Origin of the sequence: Gluconobacter sp. Dm-74, assembly GCF_018256135.1 — a bacterium.
GTDB classification, from domain to species: Bacteria; Pseudomonadota; Alphaproteobacteria; order Acetobacterales; family Acetobacteraceae; genus Gluconobacter; species Gluconobacter cadivus.
On record NZ_JAERLX010000002.1, the window covers coordinates 167,264 to 185,323 of the forward strand.

Annotated in this window: 14 protein-coding genes and 1 tRNA gene; 10 read left to right on the forward strand and 5 right to left on the reverse strand. The window is 58.3% G+C overall.

Annotated elements, in window-relative coordinates; genetic code table 11:
• Nucleotides 1-7 precede the first annotated feature (7 nt).
• Entirely contained in the window at nucleotides 8-1,876 is a 1,869-nt protein-coding gene (gene recQ / locus JK208_RS03985) for a DNA helicase RecQ (protein ID WP_211574437.1), read from the forward strand.
• Between the two features lie 4 nt (nucleotides 1,877-1,880).
• Here recQ and JK208_RS03990 read toward each other — a convergent pair whose 3' ends face one another.
• The gene (locus tag JK208_RS03990; protein WP_235993461.1) at nucleotides 1,881-2,372 is read right to left on the reverse strand and encodes a copper chaperone PCu(A)C; all 492 of its coding nucleotides are present in this window, start codon (nucleotides 2,370-2,372) and stop codon (nucleotides 1,881-1,883) included.
• 121 nt (nucleotides 2,373-2,493) lie between these two features.
• Between JK208_RS03990 and nrdR the strand changes: the two genes are divergently transcribed.
• Genes nrdR through thiL form a run of 3 tightly spaced genes read left to right on the forward strand, consistent with a single transcriptional unit; the run spans nucleotide 2,494 to nucleotide 4,457 of the window.
• Nucleotides 2,494-2,994, forward strand: coding sequence for a transcriptional regulator NrdR (gene nrdR / locus JK208_RS03995; protein ID WP_099286572.1), 501 nt, complete (start codon nucleotides 2,494-2,496; stop codon nucleotides 2,992-2,994).
• Nucleotides 2,991-3,476: a transcription antitermination factor NusB gene (gene nusB, locus JK208_RS04000; protein ID WP_099286571.1), complete on the forward strand. Its 486-nt coding sequence runs from the start codon at nucleotides 2,991-2,993 to the stop codon at nucleotides 3,474-3,476. Before nrdR ends, nusB begins: the two co-directional genes overlap by 4 nt.
• A 3-nt stretch (nucleotides 3,477-3,479) precedes the next feature.
• Nucleotides 3,480-4,457, forward strand: coding sequence for a thiamine-phosphate kinase (gene thiL, locus JK208_RS04005; protein ID WP_211574438.1), 978 nt, complete (start codon nucleotides 3,480-3,482; stop codon nucleotides 4,455-4,457).
• Nucleotides 4,458-4,484: 27 nt separating this feature from the next.
• Here the strand turns inward: thiL and JK208_RS04010 are convergent, their stop codons facing one another.
• Nucleotides 4,485-5,678, reverse strand: coding sequence for a hypothetical protein (locus JK208_RS04010; protein ID WP_211574439.1), 1,194 nt, complete (start codon nucleotides 5,676-5,678; stop codon nucleotides 4,485-4,487).
• A gap of 139 nt (nucleotides 5,679-5,817) precedes the next feature.
• Between JK208_RS04010 and JK208_RS04015 the strand changes: the two genes are divergently transcribed.
• On the forward strand, nucleotides 5,818-6,621 hold the full coding sequence (locus JK208_RS04015) for an SDR family oxidoreductase (RefSeq protein WP_211574725.1): 804 nt from the start codon (nucleotides 5,818-5,820) through the stop codon (nucleotides 6,619-6,621).
• Nucleotides 6,622-6,732: 111 nt separating this feature from the next.
• Nucleotides 6,733-7,701, forward strand: a complete 969-nt coding sequence (gene glk, locus JK208_RS04020; protein ID WP_211574440.1) for a glucokinase — start codon at nucleotides 6,733-6,735, stop codon at nucleotides 7,699-7,701.
• 81 nt (nucleotides 7,702-7,782) lie between these two features.
• On the opposite strand, the gene JK208_RS04025 is transcribed toward glk, so the two are convergent.
• Nucleotides 7,783-9,909: a hypothetical protein gene (locus JK208_RS04025; protein WP_211574441.1), complete on the reverse strand. Its 2,127-nt coding sequence runs from the start codon at nucleotides 9,907-9,909 to the stop codon at nucleotides 7,783-7,785.
• 327 nt (nucleotides 9,910-10,236) lie between these two features.
• Nucleotides 10,237-10,310 (reverse strand) — tRNA-Cys (locus tag JK208_RS04030).
• Nucleotides 10,311-10,466: 156 nt separating this feature from the next.
• Between JK208_RS04030 and JK208_RS04035 the strand changes: the two genes are divergently transcribed.
• Genes JK208_RS04035 through JK208_RS04050 form a run of 4 tightly spaced genes read left to right on the forward strand, consistent with a single transcriptional unit; the run spans nucleotide 10,467 to nucleotide 16,074 of the window.
• Complete coding sequence (locus tag JK208_RS04035; protein ID WP_194262009.1) at nucleotides 10,467-11,924, forward strand: TolC family outer membrane protein; 1,458 nt, start codon at nucleotides 10,467-10,469, stop codon at nucleotides 11,922-11,924.
• 29 nt (nucleotides 11,925-11,953) lie between these two features.
• Entirely contained in the window at nucleotides 11,954-12,478 is a 525-nt protein-coding gene (locus tag JK208_RS04040; RefSeq protein ID WP_211574442.1) for a DUF2497 domain-containing protein, read from the forward strand.
• Nucleotides 12,479-12,533: 55 nt separating this feature from the next.
• The gene (locus JK208_RS04045) at nucleotides 12,534-15,200 is read left to right on the forward strand and encodes a valine--tRNA ligase (RefSeq protein WP_211574443.1); all 2,667 of its coding nucleotides are present in this window, start codon (nucleotides 12,534-12,536) and stop codon (nucleotides 15,198-15,200) included.
• Complete coding sequence (locus JK208_RS04050) at nucleotides 15,193-16,074, forward strand: hypothetical protein (protein ID WP_194262012.1); 882 nt, start codon at nucleotides 15,193-15,195, stop codon at nucleotides 16,072-16,074. Before JK208_RS04045 ends, JK208_RS04050 begins: the two co-directional genes overlap by 8 nt.
• Here the strand turns inward: JK208_RS04050 and ilvD are convergent.
• Entirely contained in the window at nucleotides 16,052-17,908 is a 1,857-nt protein-coding gene (gene ilvD, locus JK208_RS04055) for a dihydroxy-acid dehydratase (RefSeq protein ID WP_211574444.1), read from the reverse strand. The two genes, JK208_RS04050 and ilvD, sit on opposite strands and share 23 nt — an antisense overlap.
• Nucleotides 17,909-18,060 lie beyond the last annotated feature (152 nt).

Genomic DNA, 18,060 nt, shown 5'->3' on the forward strand with positions numbered 1-18,060 from the left:
AGCAGAAATGACGCAATCGCAGACCACGCCTTCCGATCAGACGGGTGCCGGTACAGCGCTGTCTCCTGAGGGCGTTCTGGCTGAAATCTTCGGATTTTCGGGATTTCGTGGCCTCCAGCAGGAGGCCGTTGAAACGGTTATGCGAGGCGAAGACGTTCTCGTCCTCATGCCGACCGGCGGTGGCAAGAGCCTGTGCTATCAGGTTCCTGCGCTCTGCCGTGAAGGCATGGGTCTCGTCATTTCACCCCTGATCGCCCTGATGGACGATCAGGTGGCCGGTCTGCGACAGCTTGGAGTTCGGGCAGCCGCCCTCCATTCCGGGCTTGAACCGGATGAACGCGAACAACTCCAGAGCGATCTGCGCAACAACCGGATCGACATTCTTTATATTTCCCCCGAACGCCTGCTTCAGCCGTCCACAGCGAATTTCCTGTCTAAGCGCCGGATTTCCCTGATAGCCATTGACGAAGCACACTGTATCTCGGCCTGGGGGCATGAATTCCGTCCGGAATACCGCGCACTTGCCAGCCTGCCTGAAATGTTTCCCGGCGTTCCGCGCATTGCCCTGACGGCCACAGCCGATCCGAGAACACGCGACGATATCCTGAACGCCCTGGGCATGCCCGACGCACAGGTTCTGATGGCAAGCTTCCATCGCAGCAACCTGATCGTGGAAGCCCGCGCCAAAGCCAGCGAGAGCCGTCAGCTTCTCGAAACGCTTCAAAGCCATCGCGAAGGCGCCTCCATCGTTTATTGCGGCAGCCGCAACAAGACCGAGCGCGTCGCCACAATGCTGCGTGACAAAGGACTGACGGCTCTGCCGTTTCATGCAGGCCTGTCTGCCATCGAAAAACGCGCCACCCTGATGCGCTTCCGCTCCGGCGAAGAAATGGTGATCGTCGCGACCATCGCATTTGGCATGGGCATCGACCGACCAGACGTGCGTTGCGTCGTTCATCTGGACATGCCCTCATCGCCGGAAGCCTATTACCAGCAGATTGGACGGGCAGGGCGCGACGGCGAACCGTCCGACACGCTTCTGCTATATGGCGGGGAGGATATGGCCCGGGCGCGATACTGGCTCGAACAATCCGCCGCCCCTGACCACGAAAAACGCGTGATGCAGGCCCGTCTCGAAAGCATGATCGCACTTACGGAAACCACAGGCTGCCGCACACAGGCGCTTCTTGCCTGTTTTGGGGAAAACCTTCCCCAACCCTGCGGGCATTGTGACAACTGCATCAATCCGGTCTCGACATTTGACGGCACGCAGGCCGCCCAGAAAGTCCTCTCCGCCATCTACCGCACCGGCCAGCGTCTTGGCGCAGTCCAGCTCTCCAACATTCTGCGCGGCAAAACCAATGAGACCATCGAACGCAATGCCTACCAGCATCTTTCGGTGTTCGGGATTGGCAAGGATCATAGCGAACAGTGGTGGCGTGCCGTCATTCGACAACTGATCGCACGCGGCGCCATCCGGATGCATGGCGAGTATGGCAGTCTGGCGCTCCAGAGCGAGATTGCCCGCCCAATTCTGCGCGGTGAGGAACGTGTCGCGCTCAGGCTTGAAGCCAAAGCCGCATTGACGGCAAGCGCAGGGTCTGACGGCAATACGGAAAACGACCGCCTCTCAGCGGATGAAAAGCCGTATTTCGATGCCCTGCGACAGTGGCGCCTGTCCGAAGCGCGGGAACAGGAAATCCCGCCTTATGTCATTTTCCACGATTCCGTCCTGCGGGATATCGCCCGCGAACAACCGGACAGCCGGGACGGGCTGGGCTGCATTAAAGGCGTCGGCGCTTCGAAACTGGATCGCTACGGAACCGCCGTCTTGACTGTCCTACGAGAAATCCGCGAGCCTGCCTCAGCCCACTGAAACTTCAGTCATGGGTCAGTTCGTCAGGCCCCGTCACTGTGAAGCTGACAGTGATGCTGCCGCCGTTGAGAATATCGAAAGTGAAGGGCACTTTGCTCCCTACGGCAGGCATCTGCCGGATACCCATGCACATCATGTGATAGCCCGAGCGCGGGAAAATCATCGTGGAGTCGTGAGGCAGAGCCAGATGCGTGAAGAGGTCATTCGCCCCTTCGGTCTGCTGTTGGTTCGTATGATGTGCAACCACGTTCTGACAGAGCGGAGATGAAATCCCCTTCAGGAGGTGATCCACGCTATCGTCGTTGCGAATCGTGAAGTAACCCGCCCCACGGTCTGGAAAATATGCCGAAGGGCGGAACGTCCCGTCCAGAACGACAACGCGCTCCGCATCATGAGCGGCATCCGGCGGTGGCGCAGTTCCGGAAAGGGACTGCTGGGCGAAGGCCTGCGACGCAGAGAAAACAAAGAGGGCGGTCAGGACAGATACCCGTTTCAACGACAGTCTCCCGTGAATGTAGGCAGTCTCGTGCAAAGCCCCGTTTGGGCCAGAACGCATCATCCGGTAAAGTGCGCCCACTTACCCGGCCCCGACAAGGCCCGAACTCTCAGGATCGCGAATGCGTTGCCCTTTTTGCGGACATGACGATACCCAGGTCAAGGACAGCCGCTCCACGGAAGATGGCGTTGCCATCCGTCGCCGGCGCGTCTGTTCAGCATGCACGCAGCGCTTTACGACCGTCGAACGCGTTCAGCTTCGCGAACTTTCCGTCACCAAAGCAGACGGCAGACGCGTTCCTTTTGATCGGGACAAGCTGGCGCGCTCCATCCGCGTCGCCCTGCGCAAACGCCCGGTTCCCGAAGAACGTCAGGAGCAGTTGGTCAACGGACTGGTCCGACAGCTCGAAGCCTCGGGGGAACATGAAATTTCTTCCCATCGCATCGGCCAGCTTGCGATGGACGCATTGCGCGAAGTGGACGGTGTGGCCTATGTCCGCTTCACCAGCGTCTACCGCGACTTCCGCGAGGTCGAGGCCTTCTCGAAAATCCTCGCCGACATGAAACCTATTCCCGGGGGAGCAGACATGCCGCACCCCGACGACTCCCAGGAGACACCATGACCGTTACCGACGCCCCCGCCACAAACCCGACGCGCCGCAGCCGGACCATCGCCCGTGTCGCGGCCGTTCAGGCGCTGTTCCAGTGCGAACAGTCCGGCGACACGGCGGAAACCGTCATCAGCCAGTTCATTCGTCATCGCCGCGTCAGCTCCACCGCCCTGTTCGAAGACGGCCATATCCCAGATGCCGACCTGAAGCTGTTTCAGGAAATCGTCCTTGGCGTCACCCGTCGACAAGACGATATCGATACAAAACTGAGCGCCGTTCTGCCCGAACAGTGGCCGCTGCCGCGTCTGGACCCCGTTCTGCGCGCCTTGCTGCGTGGTGCCGTTTTTGAGCTGATCGGCACGGACACACCGGACCGGATCATCATCAACGAATATCTGGACGTCGCTCACGGCTTCTTCTCCGGCGACGAACCCAAGATGGTCAATGGCATCCTCGATACTCTCAGCCGCAGCGGTAATGACGGCAACGCCTGATCCATGACGGGCAGATCGGATTCCGAAGACGCCGGATCAAGCGAGTTCAGCTTCATTGCCCGTCATTTCCGGCCACTCGCCGGACCGGAAGCGCTCGACCTGCGGGATGACTGCGCACTGATGCGCTGTCCCGTAGGCGAGGAGTTCGCCATCTCGACCGACACCATGGTCGAGAACGTCCATTTTCTTCCGGATGACCCACCAGAAACTCTCGGTCGCAAGCTGTTGCGGTGCAACCTCTCCGATCTGGCGGCCATGGGCGCACGGCCTCATGCCTATACGCTGAACGTAACCGTCCCACGCGGAGGCCGACACGACGAAAACTGGTTTACCGCATTCTCGAACGGCCTCGCAGAAGACCAACGACACTATGGCGTGCATCTGATCGGCGGCGATACGACTTCCATCTCCGGGCCACTGGTTCTGTCCGCAACTGTATTCGGACTTCTCAAACAGAACACGGCGCTTCGCCGCAACAACTCCAGAGCAGGCGACGATATCTGGGTAACCGGCACGATCGGAGACGCTGCTCTGGGCTTGCTCGTGCTTCAGGGCAGGCTCAGGGATCCGTCGGGGTTTCTGGCCACACGATACCGCCTGCCACAGCCGAGAACAGGCTTAAATCTTCACGGCATTGTCAACGCAGCCATGGATATCTCAGACGGCCTCATTCAGGATTGCGGTCATATCGCAACGGAATCAGGCGTCCAGCTCGTTATCGAATCGGAAGCCGTTCCTGCTTCGGAGGCTGCCGCATCGCTCGGGCAGGACTGGCTCATGCAACGCCTGTGTGGGGGCGACGATTACGAACTGCTCCTCACATGCCCGCCCGAACGATCACGAGCGCTTCAGTCTGCATGCCAGGATGCCGGAATCCCGGTTCATCGTATCGGTCGAGTGCAAACAGGACGTGGCGTCAGGCTTCTGGATGCAACAGGAGCTGATATTGTACTTGAACAGGGTGGCTGGCAGCATTTCTGAAGCCACCCTGTAACAAACCTATAGCCTTCAGGCCGGATCGTCGATCGGCCGTTCATAAAGCCGATAGCGCTTGTAAGGCTCGGGCACGATGCTTTCTGCCAGATTGCGCATGTTGGAATCAGAAGCCTGAATCCAGCCCAGCTCCACCCAGGAATAGGGCAGGGACTTCCGGCGACGCATCAGTTCGGCAATCGCCAAAGACGGCAGAAGTGCCCCCAGAACGGTGCCACGTAGACGCTGCGTTACACCGAGCAGAATAACTCGCGCCGAATGAAAGCGATGCGTCGTCAGACGGGCCGCAAGCTTCACCCAACCCAGAGGCGAGGGCGCACCACCCAGATCACCGGCAATATCGTAAAGATTGGGAACCACCAGCGCCATGGCGACGGGTTCACCATCCTGATCGATCTGGACGTAATGTTCAGGACGAAGAACCGGACCAAGCTGCTTGATCATGGCCTTCATCTCGTAATCCTGAAGGGGTACGAAATTGAACTTGTCGCTCCAGGCATCATTGTAAAGCTGACGCAGGATTTCGCCCTGCTCGGCAATCTGCTTCTTCGACAGACGCCTGATGGCAATGGAGCCGAGTCGGCCTTCACCAATTTTCAGATCGCCCGGAACCTTGAAACGCGATTCCGTCTGATCATCGAGATCGAGCTTGTAGCTCAAAAGGTCTTCAACGGGCGTATAGCCCGCGTCTTCAACCAGTTTCCCCATCAGGCGCGGATGCCAGGGCATGGCGACCATCAGGGGTTGGTCCTGCCCTTCGATCATCAGGCCGGATTCGCCATTGCCGCTCAGCGTCACCGGCCCGCGCATTGCCTGCATGCCCTGAAGACGCAGCCAGTTCCGGGCCGTCTCCAGCAGTGCGCTGACGACACTGCCTTCAGGAACGGCATCCAGCGCGCCGAAACAGCCGATTTTCATGCCCCAGTGCTCAATGGCACGATGGTCCACGATTGCCGCAATGCGCCCCACAGCCGTGTTTCCACGCCATGCCAGAAAGTAGCGGATGCTCGCATGGCGGAAAATCGGCGCTTTTTTCGGATTCAGCAGATCATCCTGTTCCATGTCTAAAGCAGGGGCAAAGCCCGCCATTCCGGCATAGATACGGCGCGGAAGCGTCGTGAACAGTTTGAGATCAGCCCGCGTCGTCACTGGCCGGACCACAAGATCATCATGCGGCGCAGGGATGTCAGTCCTGTCGGGCAGTGTCATAATGGCAGGTGTACCTCTGATCGAAAAAAACATCCCGTCCAGCGGGCTGATGTGCCAGTACGGCACGGGGTCGCATCTTGTTGCATGGGAGGGCTATACCCTTCCAGCCCCGATCCGACCACGAATAAAGCGGTTTTCCATGCCAGAGACTTCTGTTTCCTCTTCCAGCGCCCCGTTTCACGTCCTCATCACCGGAGGATCGAGCGGGATCGGCGCCGCTCTGGCGATCCACTACGCCCGTCCGGGAACACATCTGACGCTTTGGGGTCGCAATCCCGAACGGCTCAAAGACATTGCCGCACAGGCCGTCCGTAAAGGCGCCTCGGCAGACATCCTGTCCCTCGATCTGTGCCGCACGGACGATGCTCTGGATGCTCTGCGAAAAACAGACGACGCGCGAAAAATCGATATTCTGATTCTGGGAGCCGGGCTGGGCGATATCCGTCCCGAAGGCGCTCTGACGGAAACGGCCGAGCAGGTCCGAGACATCTCCCTCGTCAATTTCACAACCCCGGCAACCCTCGCCACCGAAATTGCCTCACGTATGGCTGTCCGAAAAGAAGGCAGGATCGCACTGGTAGGCTCCGTCGCGGCATTCCATGATCTTCCGATCGCAACGGCCTATAGCGGCTCAAAAGCAGGTCTGGCACGCTTCAGCACGGCCCTGCACGCCGCCATGACCCCGCATCATGTCTCTGTCACCCTGATTTCTCCCGGTTATGTCGACACGCCGATGAGTCAGCGGCTCGAAGGAGCGCGACCCTTCCTCGTCTCCTCAAAACGCGCTGCCCGCATGATCGCACGCGCCATCGGGCAGGGAAGGGCGCACCTGCTTTTCCCTTGGCCTTTCGCCATAGCCCGGTTTCTTGAAATGATCGTGCCGCGCGCCATCGTTCACCGACTGCTGCGCACCGCAGAAGTCCGACAGCGGCCCGCTCGCTGAATTACGAATTCCATCACATCCGGAACTTGACGCGGAGGAACCGGTAGGCAACTGCTGCACATGGAAAAAGCGCAGGCCATCGGCCAGCATCGCCAGAGGACTTGAGGTGCCATGAGGGAAATCGTCGCCGTCGATATCGGTGGAACGCACGCACGTTTTGCAATCGCGACCATCGAGGATGGCAAGGTCATCACGTTAGGTGAGGCCACGACACTGAAATGTGCGGAACATGGCAGTCTGGCGCTGGCCTGGGAAACATTCGGCCGCTCCCTCAATCGTGACCTGCCGCGCGAAGCCGGTATTGCGGTCGCCTGTCCGGTCAGTGGAGAAATCCTCAAACTGACCAACAATCCGTGGATCATCCAGCCCAGCCAGCTCGCCGCGCGCCTGCATCTCGATAATTTCGTGCTGGTCAATGACTTTGGGGCTGTGGCCCATGCCGTGGCACAGGTCGATTCATCCTATATGAAACATCTGTGTGGGCCCGATATCGACCTTCCGACTGAAGGTGCCATTACTATTGTAGGGCCGGGAACCGGACTGGGCGCTGCGTGCCTCCTCCGTCGCAACGACCGGTATTTCGTGATGGAAACCGAGGGTGGCCACCTGGACTATCCTCCCCTCGACGAACTGGAAGACAAAATTCTCAAAGCCCTGCGTCTGCGCTTTCGCCGCGTTTCCGCAGAGCGGATTGTCTCAGGTCCGGGCCTGACCAATCTGTATGAAGTCATTGCGGAAATACAGGGCTGGCCCATTACCCTGCGTGACAACCGCACCCTGTGGCAGAACGCCCTTGACGGCTCGGACACCGTGGCCGTTGCCGCACTGGAACGCTTCTGCCTGAGCCTGGGCGCAGTCTCCGGCGATCTGGCGCTCGCGCACGGAGCACGAGGCGTCGTCATCGGCGGCGGACTGGGTCTCCGCCTCGCAGACAGCCTCGGTCATTCTGGATTTGCCGAACGCTTCGTCGCAAAAGGGCGTTTCGAGACAATGATGACCGAAATGCCGGTCAAGATTATCACCCACCCACAACCCGGCCTGTTCGGAGCCGCCGCCGCATATGCGGAAGCTAACCCATAAAAACCAACATCCCGGATTTCTGGAGAAAATCTCTGGAAACCCGGGCCTGGAAGAGCATCTTAGCCAGAGATCAAGGGGCGCTTATTGCAAAGCGGCCCCAAGCTGGATCGGATACCATTTCCCGTTTTCGTAAATGACGGGCACATGGTCATCGCTATCGTTGATGATCATTCCTTCCTCTGAACCTGTAAGGCCCAGAATTGTTGCTTTAGGCAACCCGATCAACTCCACCGGGACAGTGAATTTCGCACTGCCGAGTGTCAGGTCGAGCGCGGCCTGATAGACGTTTTTGCTGGCAAAGGCGAAGGTGAAATGACCGCCGGCATAGTCCACCCACACTTCGGAGTTGCCTTGCGTGGCATCGATCCTGGGCGTGCCGTCCGGATTGAAGCCGCTGATCCCGGCATTCCAGGTCCTGAAATGATACCCGTCGCCCATTTCTTCAAAATTGCGATTTGCCCACATCAGCCCCCGGTTGCCTGAACTGTCATCGATGCCGTTGACCTTCATCGGAGCCGCCGTCGAAGACGCCTTATAGACATTGTCGATAAACTGGAGCCCCTGGTCGGGATCGATCCGCAAACCATCGACGACATCCCCATAGCCATAGCGACCTGACGATGCCGGGGCCGTCGCATGACCCTGTGTTGCGGCCAGGGTCGGCGTACTGGTCTGTCCGTTGGCGAACGCCGTGATACGAGGGCAGATCCCTTTCTGCGCCGACATAACTCCAGCAGCACGCGCTGTCAGATTCGTCGCGTCAACCATACCCGCAGACAACAGATCCAGCGTCACGCGCGAAATGCTTTCAGGGTCTGTCTCGTTTCCGATGGAGTTTGTTACGGCCGCATTGGAATACTGGCCGACCATCCAGTAGTTCGGAAGCGCGTCCACACCGCCAATGGAATGGGCTGCCAGATAATGCGCCAGCGCCATGGTGTTTTGACGCATGATCGTATCGTAACCGTATTGCGGAGAACTGCCATTCTGCTGGAACGGTGAAGAAAACCAGTACACCGTGATGTTGTTCTGCTTGGCCCAGATGACCTGACCTGCCGAAAAACGCAGATACTCGTCGGGGAGATATGGCGCACGGAATGCCCCGACATTCTGACCGCCGTTAATGTCCCCCATGAGCATGGACGGCGGGTCATCTATGGAGAGCGCCCCTACGGATTTATAGAACGCCCGGTCATTGGCGTAATAAGGATCCTGAGCGAACTCAACCAGCGGATCATAGGATGAAGCGTGACGGCCGGGGTTGTAACCGACCATCATGAACGGGACCACCTGTTTGATGGAGGGCAGCGACTTCTGAACATCTGCGACGGCCGTTTCAGCCAGAGCCGTGTAGGTCGTCGAGTGGTTATCCGTCGCCGTCGCAGCCTCTATGGTCGCATTGAAACCGATATCCATGAACGCAATCTGCGGCCTGTAACCAAGCGCCCAGAGCGTCTTCGCCTGTTTTCCGCCCGGGAGTGTGACAGTGTCAGAGTTGGGTTTGTAGAAAATGGCATCACTGATCAGCTGGCCTTCTGGTGTCGGCGTGTAATCCGTGGTGGGCACATTCGGCGTGATGTAGGGACTCATCCCGATCTCAATGGCTTCAGGCCCTGCGGCTGCCGACTGGGCAATAAACGCCTGGACATCTGCTTCAGGTGTCGTGGAGGCAATATCCCCAGCGCCATCTTTCCAGCCAAGCGACAGCATGGTCGCGGCCCCTGAATTGAGCCAGTAGGCCACACTGCGTGTATCGGCGAGTTTGGGAAAATTCGAGGTTTTGAGAAGGCCCTGAATATTGGTCGTGGTGGTCATCAGCCCGGCCACAGGTGACGGGCTGCAAAGCCTGGTCCCCAACACATAATTCGTGTCGATATCGGACATCTGTAACGGTCCGGTCGTCAGGACGCGCTGATTGATAACCGGGTTTTGCAGGCGGCCATTCTGAGTGTCTGCTTTCTTCCCCAGCCAGAACGCAACCGAGTTATCGTTTTCTGTGGAAGGCGCGAGGTTCCGAAGGTTTTCCGTCTGGGTGTAGGTTTTCCATGTTGGCATGCTCTGGGCAAAGGCCTGGGAAGCAGCAAGCAGTGACCCCGCAAGAAGCAGCGGAAACAGTCGTATTGTCGGGACCCCAGCCACGTTGCTCAGCAAGGGTGGGCGCCATCTGGAGATGACGATTTTTCGGGCCCGTGTAAAATTCCGGGTCATGAGACGGTCCCTGTTCTTCAGCTGCAGAGGATTGGCGAGGCCAAAGAAGATGTTACGCTCGCAGGCACGTCGGGTTTTTCAGGACATCCAGTTCGACCCAATGACCCCGCACGGTCACCTTGTTCCAACATAGCCGGTCATCGGTCGCGTCGACAGATGACGACTCGCTTGATAACCCCATGAAGGATTGGTCACAGAGTCACCGCCCGATCTCTCAGGGCATAGTCTGCGCAAAATGCCGGTCTTAAGGCTGGCAGAGGCGAATGTTCTACCTTGAAGCTGAAAACCAGCTAGAAATTAACCATTTGTTTGTGCTGGAAGTGTCTCTGGAGGTCCGGGCGGGAATCGAACCCACATACGCGGATTTGCAGTCCGCTACATCACCATTCTGCCACCGGACCTCGACGGAGACAGGCGCTATATCCCTCTTAGAGCTTGGCGGGTCAAGACCGATAATTGATCTGCAGAAGGATTTTTCTTCTGCCTTCGAACAGGCTATTAAGGACTGATTCACATAACGCTGTGATATAATGCAGACTTCAAGAGCAGGAATTCTCATGACTTCAGGATGCAATGGCGCGACGAAACTGACGGCCCCGCTCGGGCTTGGTCTACTGTCGCTTCTCCTGAGCGGAACTGCTCTTGCACAAAAATACGATGGCAGCGGCTCACCGAATTTCATTCCACATACCCTGCAAGAAGCGCTTTCAACAGCTTACCTGACCAACCCGACACTTCGCGAAGAACGAGCGCATCTGCGAGCAACTGACGAACAGGTTCCAACTGCACTCGCAGGTTGGCGTCCGACCGTTCAGACGGGCATGAATCTGACTTATTATGACGGAAGCACAAATTACGCTTCAAGCGGCGGATATCTCGGCAGTTCGCGACGCTACCAGACACCCGGCTACACAGGGACCGTCACAATCACCCAGCCGCTTTATCAGGGCGGAAAAACTGTCGCCGGCGTTCACGCTGCAACAAACCAGATCATGGCTGAGCGCGCTCATCTGATCCAGACAGAGCAGGACGTCTTTACCAATGTCGTCGAAGCCTATGTGGGCATTATTGAAGACGAACAACTGCTGCAGATCGCGATCAACAACGAGCATGTTCTGCAACAGCAGGTCGAGGCAACTCAGGAGCGTTTTCACGTCGGTGAAATCACCCGAACAGATGTTGCACAGGCACAGGCTGCTCTCGCAAGCGCCACAGCCGAACGACAGCAGGCCGAAGGAACGCTTCAAAGTGCTCAAGCAACATACCTTCAAGCTGTTGGGATTGCAGCATCTCCAAATCTGGAAGCCCCCCAGCCACTTAACCTGCCCGTACACAGCGAGCAGGAAGCCGTTGGTGTCGCAGTCCAGAACAACCCTCAGGTTGTAAATGCACTCTTCACCGAGGCGCAGCGCAAGGACAACGTCTCTGTCCAGATTTCCCAGATCATGCCGAAGGTATCCGCGAGCCTGAACTATCAACGTTCCGTCAATCAGGCCTATGGCGACTCTCTTCAGGACAACAAGTTCGGCGAGATCGAATTTTCCGTTCCTCTTTACCAGGGCGGATCGGAATACGCCTCGATCCGAGGGGCTCGTCAGGATGCCCAGGCTGCTCATCGGGAAGTTGACGTGCAGCGCAGAGCCGCTCTTCAGAAAGCAGCATCAAGCTGGCAGCAGATGGTAGCTTACAAACAGTCCATTTCCAGTGATCGCATGGCCATTTCGGCAAACGTCATCGCGCTGGATGGCGTCGAACGGCAGGCTCTCGTCGGAACAAGCACTACTCTTGCGGTTCTCCAGCAGCAGCAAACCCTGCTCCAATCCCAGAGAACGCTCGTTCAGCATCTTTCGAACCTCGTGACGTCTTCATACGCTGTCGCTGCATCGATCGGACGTCTGACAGCGGTAGATCTCAAGCTGGGTGTCCCGCTTTATGATGAGAAAGCCTATTACAACGCCGTTAAGAACAAGCTCTGGGGCATGAGCGACTACGCGATCAACCAGCCCGGCCGATAATTTCAAGCAAAACGGAATATCCGAAATCCATGACTTCTTCTGATTTGAACCAGCACGACACCCATGACGGCGAAGGGATGACGGACGTTCTGACTTCCATCCGGCGCATTCTTCACGACGATCCCGCTCCGGCTGCGACAACCGAGGAAACGCAAAGCGTGCCAGCACAGGAAGAAGAACTCACGCTCGACAGCTCCATGATGGTCGCGCCGCCAGCGCCCGCTGTAACTGCGGTGCCGTCTTCGACAGCTTCGCCATCCTCTGACGTGAAGACCATTCCTCCCGCGGATGCCGAGCAGAGCAAGAACGATCTCATGAATGCCCATACAGTCGCTGCGGCAGAGCGCTCTCTCGACGAACTGCATGCAGCGTTCAGCGGAACGACTCCTCTCGCCTCCGATACTGTCATTAGCCGAGGAAGCGGTCTGACCATTGAAGACATGGTTCGCAGTGAAGTGCGCAGCATGGTCCGGACATGGCTGGACGCACACCTGCCGTCACTGGTTGAAATTCTTGTCCGTGCAGAAATTGCCCGTCTGCGTCCACGAGAGTAAGAAGGGCGGTGGAAGAGCATTCTTCCACCTGCTGTACTGACTGTCCTGGATAACCATGCTCGAAAAAAGCTTCGTCCCCGCCGACCATGAAAACGCCCTCTACGATGCGTGGGAGAACAGCGGCGCTTTTCGGGCTCACCCCGACAGACCCGGTGAGCCTTTTTCGATCATGTTTCCTCCGCCAAACGTCACGGGAACGCTTCACCTCGGTCATTCGCTAAACTTCGTCCTTCAGGACATGCTGATCCGCTGGAAGCGTCAGGAAGGCTTCAACGTCCTCTGGCAGCCCGGAACAGATCATGCCGGAATTGCGACGCAGATGGTTGTTGAGCGTGCCTTGGACAAAGAAGGCACCAGCAGGACCGCTCTAGGACGCGAAGGTTTTCTCGAACGGGTCTGGGACTGGAAGCATGAATACGGTGGCACCATCGTTCAGCAGCTTCGCAAACTCGGCGCATCTGCGGACTGGGAGCGTGAACGCTTCACAATGGATGAAGGACTGTCACGCGCGGTCCGTAAGGTTTTTGTCACTCTCTACAAGGAAGGGTTGATCTACCGCGACCGACGGCTGGTCAACTGGGACCCGAAATTCCGATCTGCCATATCGGATCTGGAAGTAGAGAACCACGAGACCAAAGGGTCAATGTGGTACATTCGCTATCCGCTGGAAGACGGCCGAACGATCACTGTCGCTACGACGCGCCCGGAAACCATGTTGGGCGATGTTGCGGTTGCCGTTCATCCAGACGATGAACGTTATGCCGACATGATCGGGAAAACGGTGATTCTGCCGCTGACGGGACGTCGCATTCCCGTTGTTGCCGATCTGCATTCAGATCCGGAAAAAGGCACGGGTGTCGTCAAGATCACGCCAGCCCATGACTTCAACGATTTTGAAGTCGGCAAACGTCACGATCTTCCGGCCCCGACAGTTCTCGATGAAACTGCCTGCCTCTGGATCGAAGAAATCCGGCCTGAACTGCAGGATGTTGATGGGCTGGCTTCAGTCGCATTCGTCGAAACCCTGAATGGCCTGAGCCGTGAAGAAGGCCGCAAACAGGTCGTCGCCGAACTTGAACGCCTTGAATGGCTGGAAAAAATCGAGCCGCACAAGCTTCAGGTTCCCCATGCAGAACGTGGCGGAGCCATTGTCGAACCGCGCCTGACGCTCCAGTGGTACTGCGATGCCAAAACACTGTCTGGTCCTGCGGTTGAAGCCGTCGAAAGTGGAAAGATCGCCTTCGAACCACGCCAGTGGGAAAATACGTTCCATGCCTGGATGCGCGATATCCAGCCCTGGTGCATCAGCCGCCAGCTCTGGTGGGGACATCGCATCCCGGCCTGGTACGGCTCAGACGGCAAGGTTTACGTCGCTGAAAATGAGCAGGAAGCTCAAGCACAGGCCGGTGAGGGCGTGATGCTCTCACAGGATGAAGACGTTCTGGACACCTGGTTCAGCTCCGCGCTCTGGCCATTCACCACCCTCGGCTGGCCGGACAAAACGGAAGAACTGGCGCGATATTATCCGACCAGTGTGCTCGTCACAGGCTTTGACATTATTTTCTTCTGGGTTGCCCGGATGATGATGATGGGTCTGCACTTCATGGACGATGTTCCGTTCCGGACTGTCCTGATTCATGGACTGGTACGGGACGAGAAAGGGCAGAAAATGTCCAAGTCCAAGGGTAATGGTCTGGACCCGCTGGATCTTGTTGCCGAGTTCGGAGCGGATGCGACGCGCCTTGCGATCTGTGCAGGGACGGGGCCAGGGCGGGATATCAAGCTCGGGCGCAAGCGGGTTGAGGAACATCGCGCGTTCATTACCAAACTCTGGAATGCAGCCCGCTTTCTTGAAATGAACGGGGCAACACCGACGGAAGGCTTTGATCCGACAAGCGTCAAGAGTGCGCTTGGACGCTGGATCCTGACGGAAGCCAACGATGCGGTGGCTGAAGCTGGACGCGCGCTTTCGGCCTATCGTTTCGATGAATATGCCAACTGCTGCTACCGCTTTGCCTGGAGTCGGTTCTGTGACTGGTTCGTGGAATTCTCGAAGCCCGTCTTTGCTGCGGAGAACGCGGAGACCATCGAACTGCGGGCCGTCAGCGCGCATGTTCTGGGGCTGATCCTGCGTCTGATGCAGCCGGTTATTCCGTTCGTGACAGCCACACTGTGGAAGGAACTGGGCTATGCGGGGGCTTTTGAAGACAGCCGCTGGCCGGAACCTATGCAGGTTGAGCAGGCAGATGCGGCCCGTTCGGAACTGGACTGGGTTATTCGTCTCATTGGTGATGTGCGGACCGTGCGTTCGGAAATGAACATTCCGCCTTCGCAGAAAGCACCGCTTCTGCTGCGGGATGCGACTGCGGAAAATCTGGGTCGTGCCCAGACATGGGCGGAAGCCATTGGCCGGATGGCACGGATTTCAGAAGTTGGCGTTGTGGGAGAGGATGCGCCCCGTAACGCGGCACAGATCGTTCTGGACGAGGCCACTGTTTTCATTCCGCTCGAAGGGCTGATTGATCTGGACGCAGAGCGGGCCCGTCTCGCCAAGGAAGCGACCCGGATCGAGGGCGAAATTCTCAAAGTGACACGCAAGCTGGATAATGCAGATTTCGTTGCCCGCGCCAAGCCGGAAGTCGTGGAGGAAAATCGGGAACGTCTGACGTCATTCCAGAATGATCTGGCTCGCCTCAAAGCGGCTCTGGGGCGTCTTGCCTGACTTAAAAACCTCAGCCTGTCTTGGCGCGGTCATTCTTGCTTTCGTGGCGGGAATGGCGGCAGCCCAGGCACTGCCGGAAGGCCGCAGCCTCGAGAATGCCGTTATAGCGGGCGAGCATCTCGATGTTTCGGTCTTTCGGCCTGCGTCCTGCCAGATCCGGGCCATCCTGATCGTTTTGGCAGGAAAAGAGCGGAACAGCGCGACATATCGTGACGACACCATTCCGTTGGCCAGACATGAATGCAGTCTGGTGTTCGCACCTTATTTTTCCATATCCCGTTTTCCCGTCCAGCAATATCAACGCGGGGGGTTTCCGGTCTCACCACAGAGTATGGTTCCCGCCGCCCTGTATATGAGACCGCTGGAACAGTGGGCCCGCAACGTTTCCAATGAGCGACATGTGCCAATTATTCTGGTCGGGCATTCCGCAGGGGCACAGTATCTGGAACGGGTTGCGGCTTATGCCCCGGGGGAAGAGGTCATGACGATCATCATGAATCCCTCCACCTATGTTGAACCGGAGACGAATACTGCTGTTCCGTACGGCTTTCGCAACTGGCCCGAAGCGGCCAGTCTGCCAGATCTGCGGCGTTATCTTTCAAGCAATATTGCCGTCATTCTGGGCGCTGAGGATACGGAAACCTCTTCGGCGACTGAACATCTGGCCGCAGCGGCGGAACAGGGGCGCAATCGTCTTGAGCGGGGGCAGTGGGCTTATGCGCAGGCCCGGGAACAGGCCGACAAGCTCAATGTTCCGTTTGGCTGGACGATTACGCTTGTCCCCGCAACAGGGCATGCTTCCGCCAAAATGCTGGCGTCCGCCGAATTGCAGGACGCCGTGGAGAGTGCGATCAGGTCCGCGTCTTCACGATGATCTGAGACAGATCGCGGACGGCGCCATGGGCTGCGCTTGTGGTCATGGCGGCATAAGCCTGAAGGGCTTTCGAGACCACGCGCTCCCGGTTGGGCGTCCACGCATCTGCGCCGCGCGCATTCATCCGCTCCCGCCGATCGGCGATATCGGCATCCGAAACGGCGAGATGCAGGCCGCGGTTGGGGATGTCGATCTCGATGCGATCGCCGTCCTCGACCAGTCCGATCAGGCCGCCTTCGGCGGCTTCGGGGGACATGTGTCCGATGGACAGGCCCGAGCTTCCGCCTGAGAAACGGCCATCCGTAATGAGTGCGCAGACCTTGCCCAGACCTTTGGATTTCAGATAGCTCGTCGGATACAGCATTTCCTGCATGCCGGGGCCACCCTTGGGGCCTTCATAACGGATGACCACGACGTCTCCGGCCACGATGCGGTTGCCGAGAATGGCGGCCACGGCATCGTCCTGACTTTCGAACACGCGCGCCGTTCCCGTAAAGATCAGGATGCTGGCTTCGACGCCGGCCGTTTTGACGATGGCACCGTCTTCGGCGAGGTTACCGTAGAGCACGGCCAGACCGCCATCCTGCGAGAAGGCATGTTCCTTGTCGCGCAGAACACCGGCTTCACGGTCCTGATCCAGTTCGTGATAGCGGCTGGACTGAGAAAAGGCGTGGACGGTCCGGACGTTTCCAGGAGCGGCCTTGAACAGATGGGCGGCTTGCGCATCCCCGTTCAGAATGTCCCACTTTTTCAGCGCATCGCCGAGCGTGGGCGCATGGACGGTCGGGACGCTCGTATCGATCAGGCCCGCGCGGTCCAGCTCACCCAGAATGGCGGGAATTCCGCCTGCGCGATGGACGTCTTCCATGTGCACATCGTTTTTGGCCGGGGCGACCTTGCACAGATTGGGCACACGGCGCGACAGGCGGTCGATATCGTGCATGTGGAAGTCAACGCCGCCTTCGCTGGCGGCAGCGAGAAGATGCAGGACCGTGTTGGTCGAACCGCCCATGGCGATATCGAGCGTCATGGCGTTCTCGAAAGCCGCGCGGGTTGCGATGCTGCGGGGCAGGGCGGAGGCGTCGTCCTGTTCGTACCAGCGACGCGCCAGTTCCACGACCAGACGCCCGGCGCTCAGGAAGAGTTCGCGACGGTCGCTGTGGGTAGCGAGCAGGGAGCCGTTGCCGGGCAGGGACAGGCCGAGCGCTTCGGTCAGGCAGTTCATGGAATTGGCGGTGAACATGCCCGAACAGGAGCCGCAGGTCGGGCAGGCCGAGCGTTCGATCTGTTCTGACTCGCTGTCGGAGACTTCTGGATCGGCAGCGGCGACCATCGAATCAACAAGGTCCAGCTTGCGCGTCACACCGGGGCCATTGATCTTTCCCGCTTCCATCGGGCCGCCTGAGACGAACACGACGGGGATGTTCAGGCGCATGGACGCCATCAGCATGCCCGGCGTGATCTTGTCGCAGTTGCTGATGCAGACGATGGCATCCGCGCAATGGGCGTTGACCATGTATTCCACGGAATCCGCGATCAGCTCACGCGAAGGCAGGGAATACAGCATTCCGCCATGGCCCATTGCGATGCCGTCATCGACTGCGATCGTGTTGAATTCCTTGGCAATTCCGCCGACTTCCTCAATCGCAGACGCCACCAGGCTGCCCATATCTTTCAGATGGACATGGCCGGGGACGAACTGCGTAAAGGAATTGGCAATGGCGATAATGGGTTTGCCGAAATCGCCATCCTTCATACCCGTTGCCCGCCAGAGCGCACGGGCGCCCGCCATGTTGCGGCCGTGAGTGGTGGTGCGGGAGCGATAGGCAGGCATGGAACAAACTTTCATGACGGAATAAGGCCCTGATCCATAGCGAATCAAACGCGCGGAAGCCAGTGCAGGAAAGATATGAAAACCGGTGCGTGCTGCTCTTGCCCGAAAGTCTCCGTCCGGTCCAAACTCGGAACAAAGATCAGGAGCCCTTT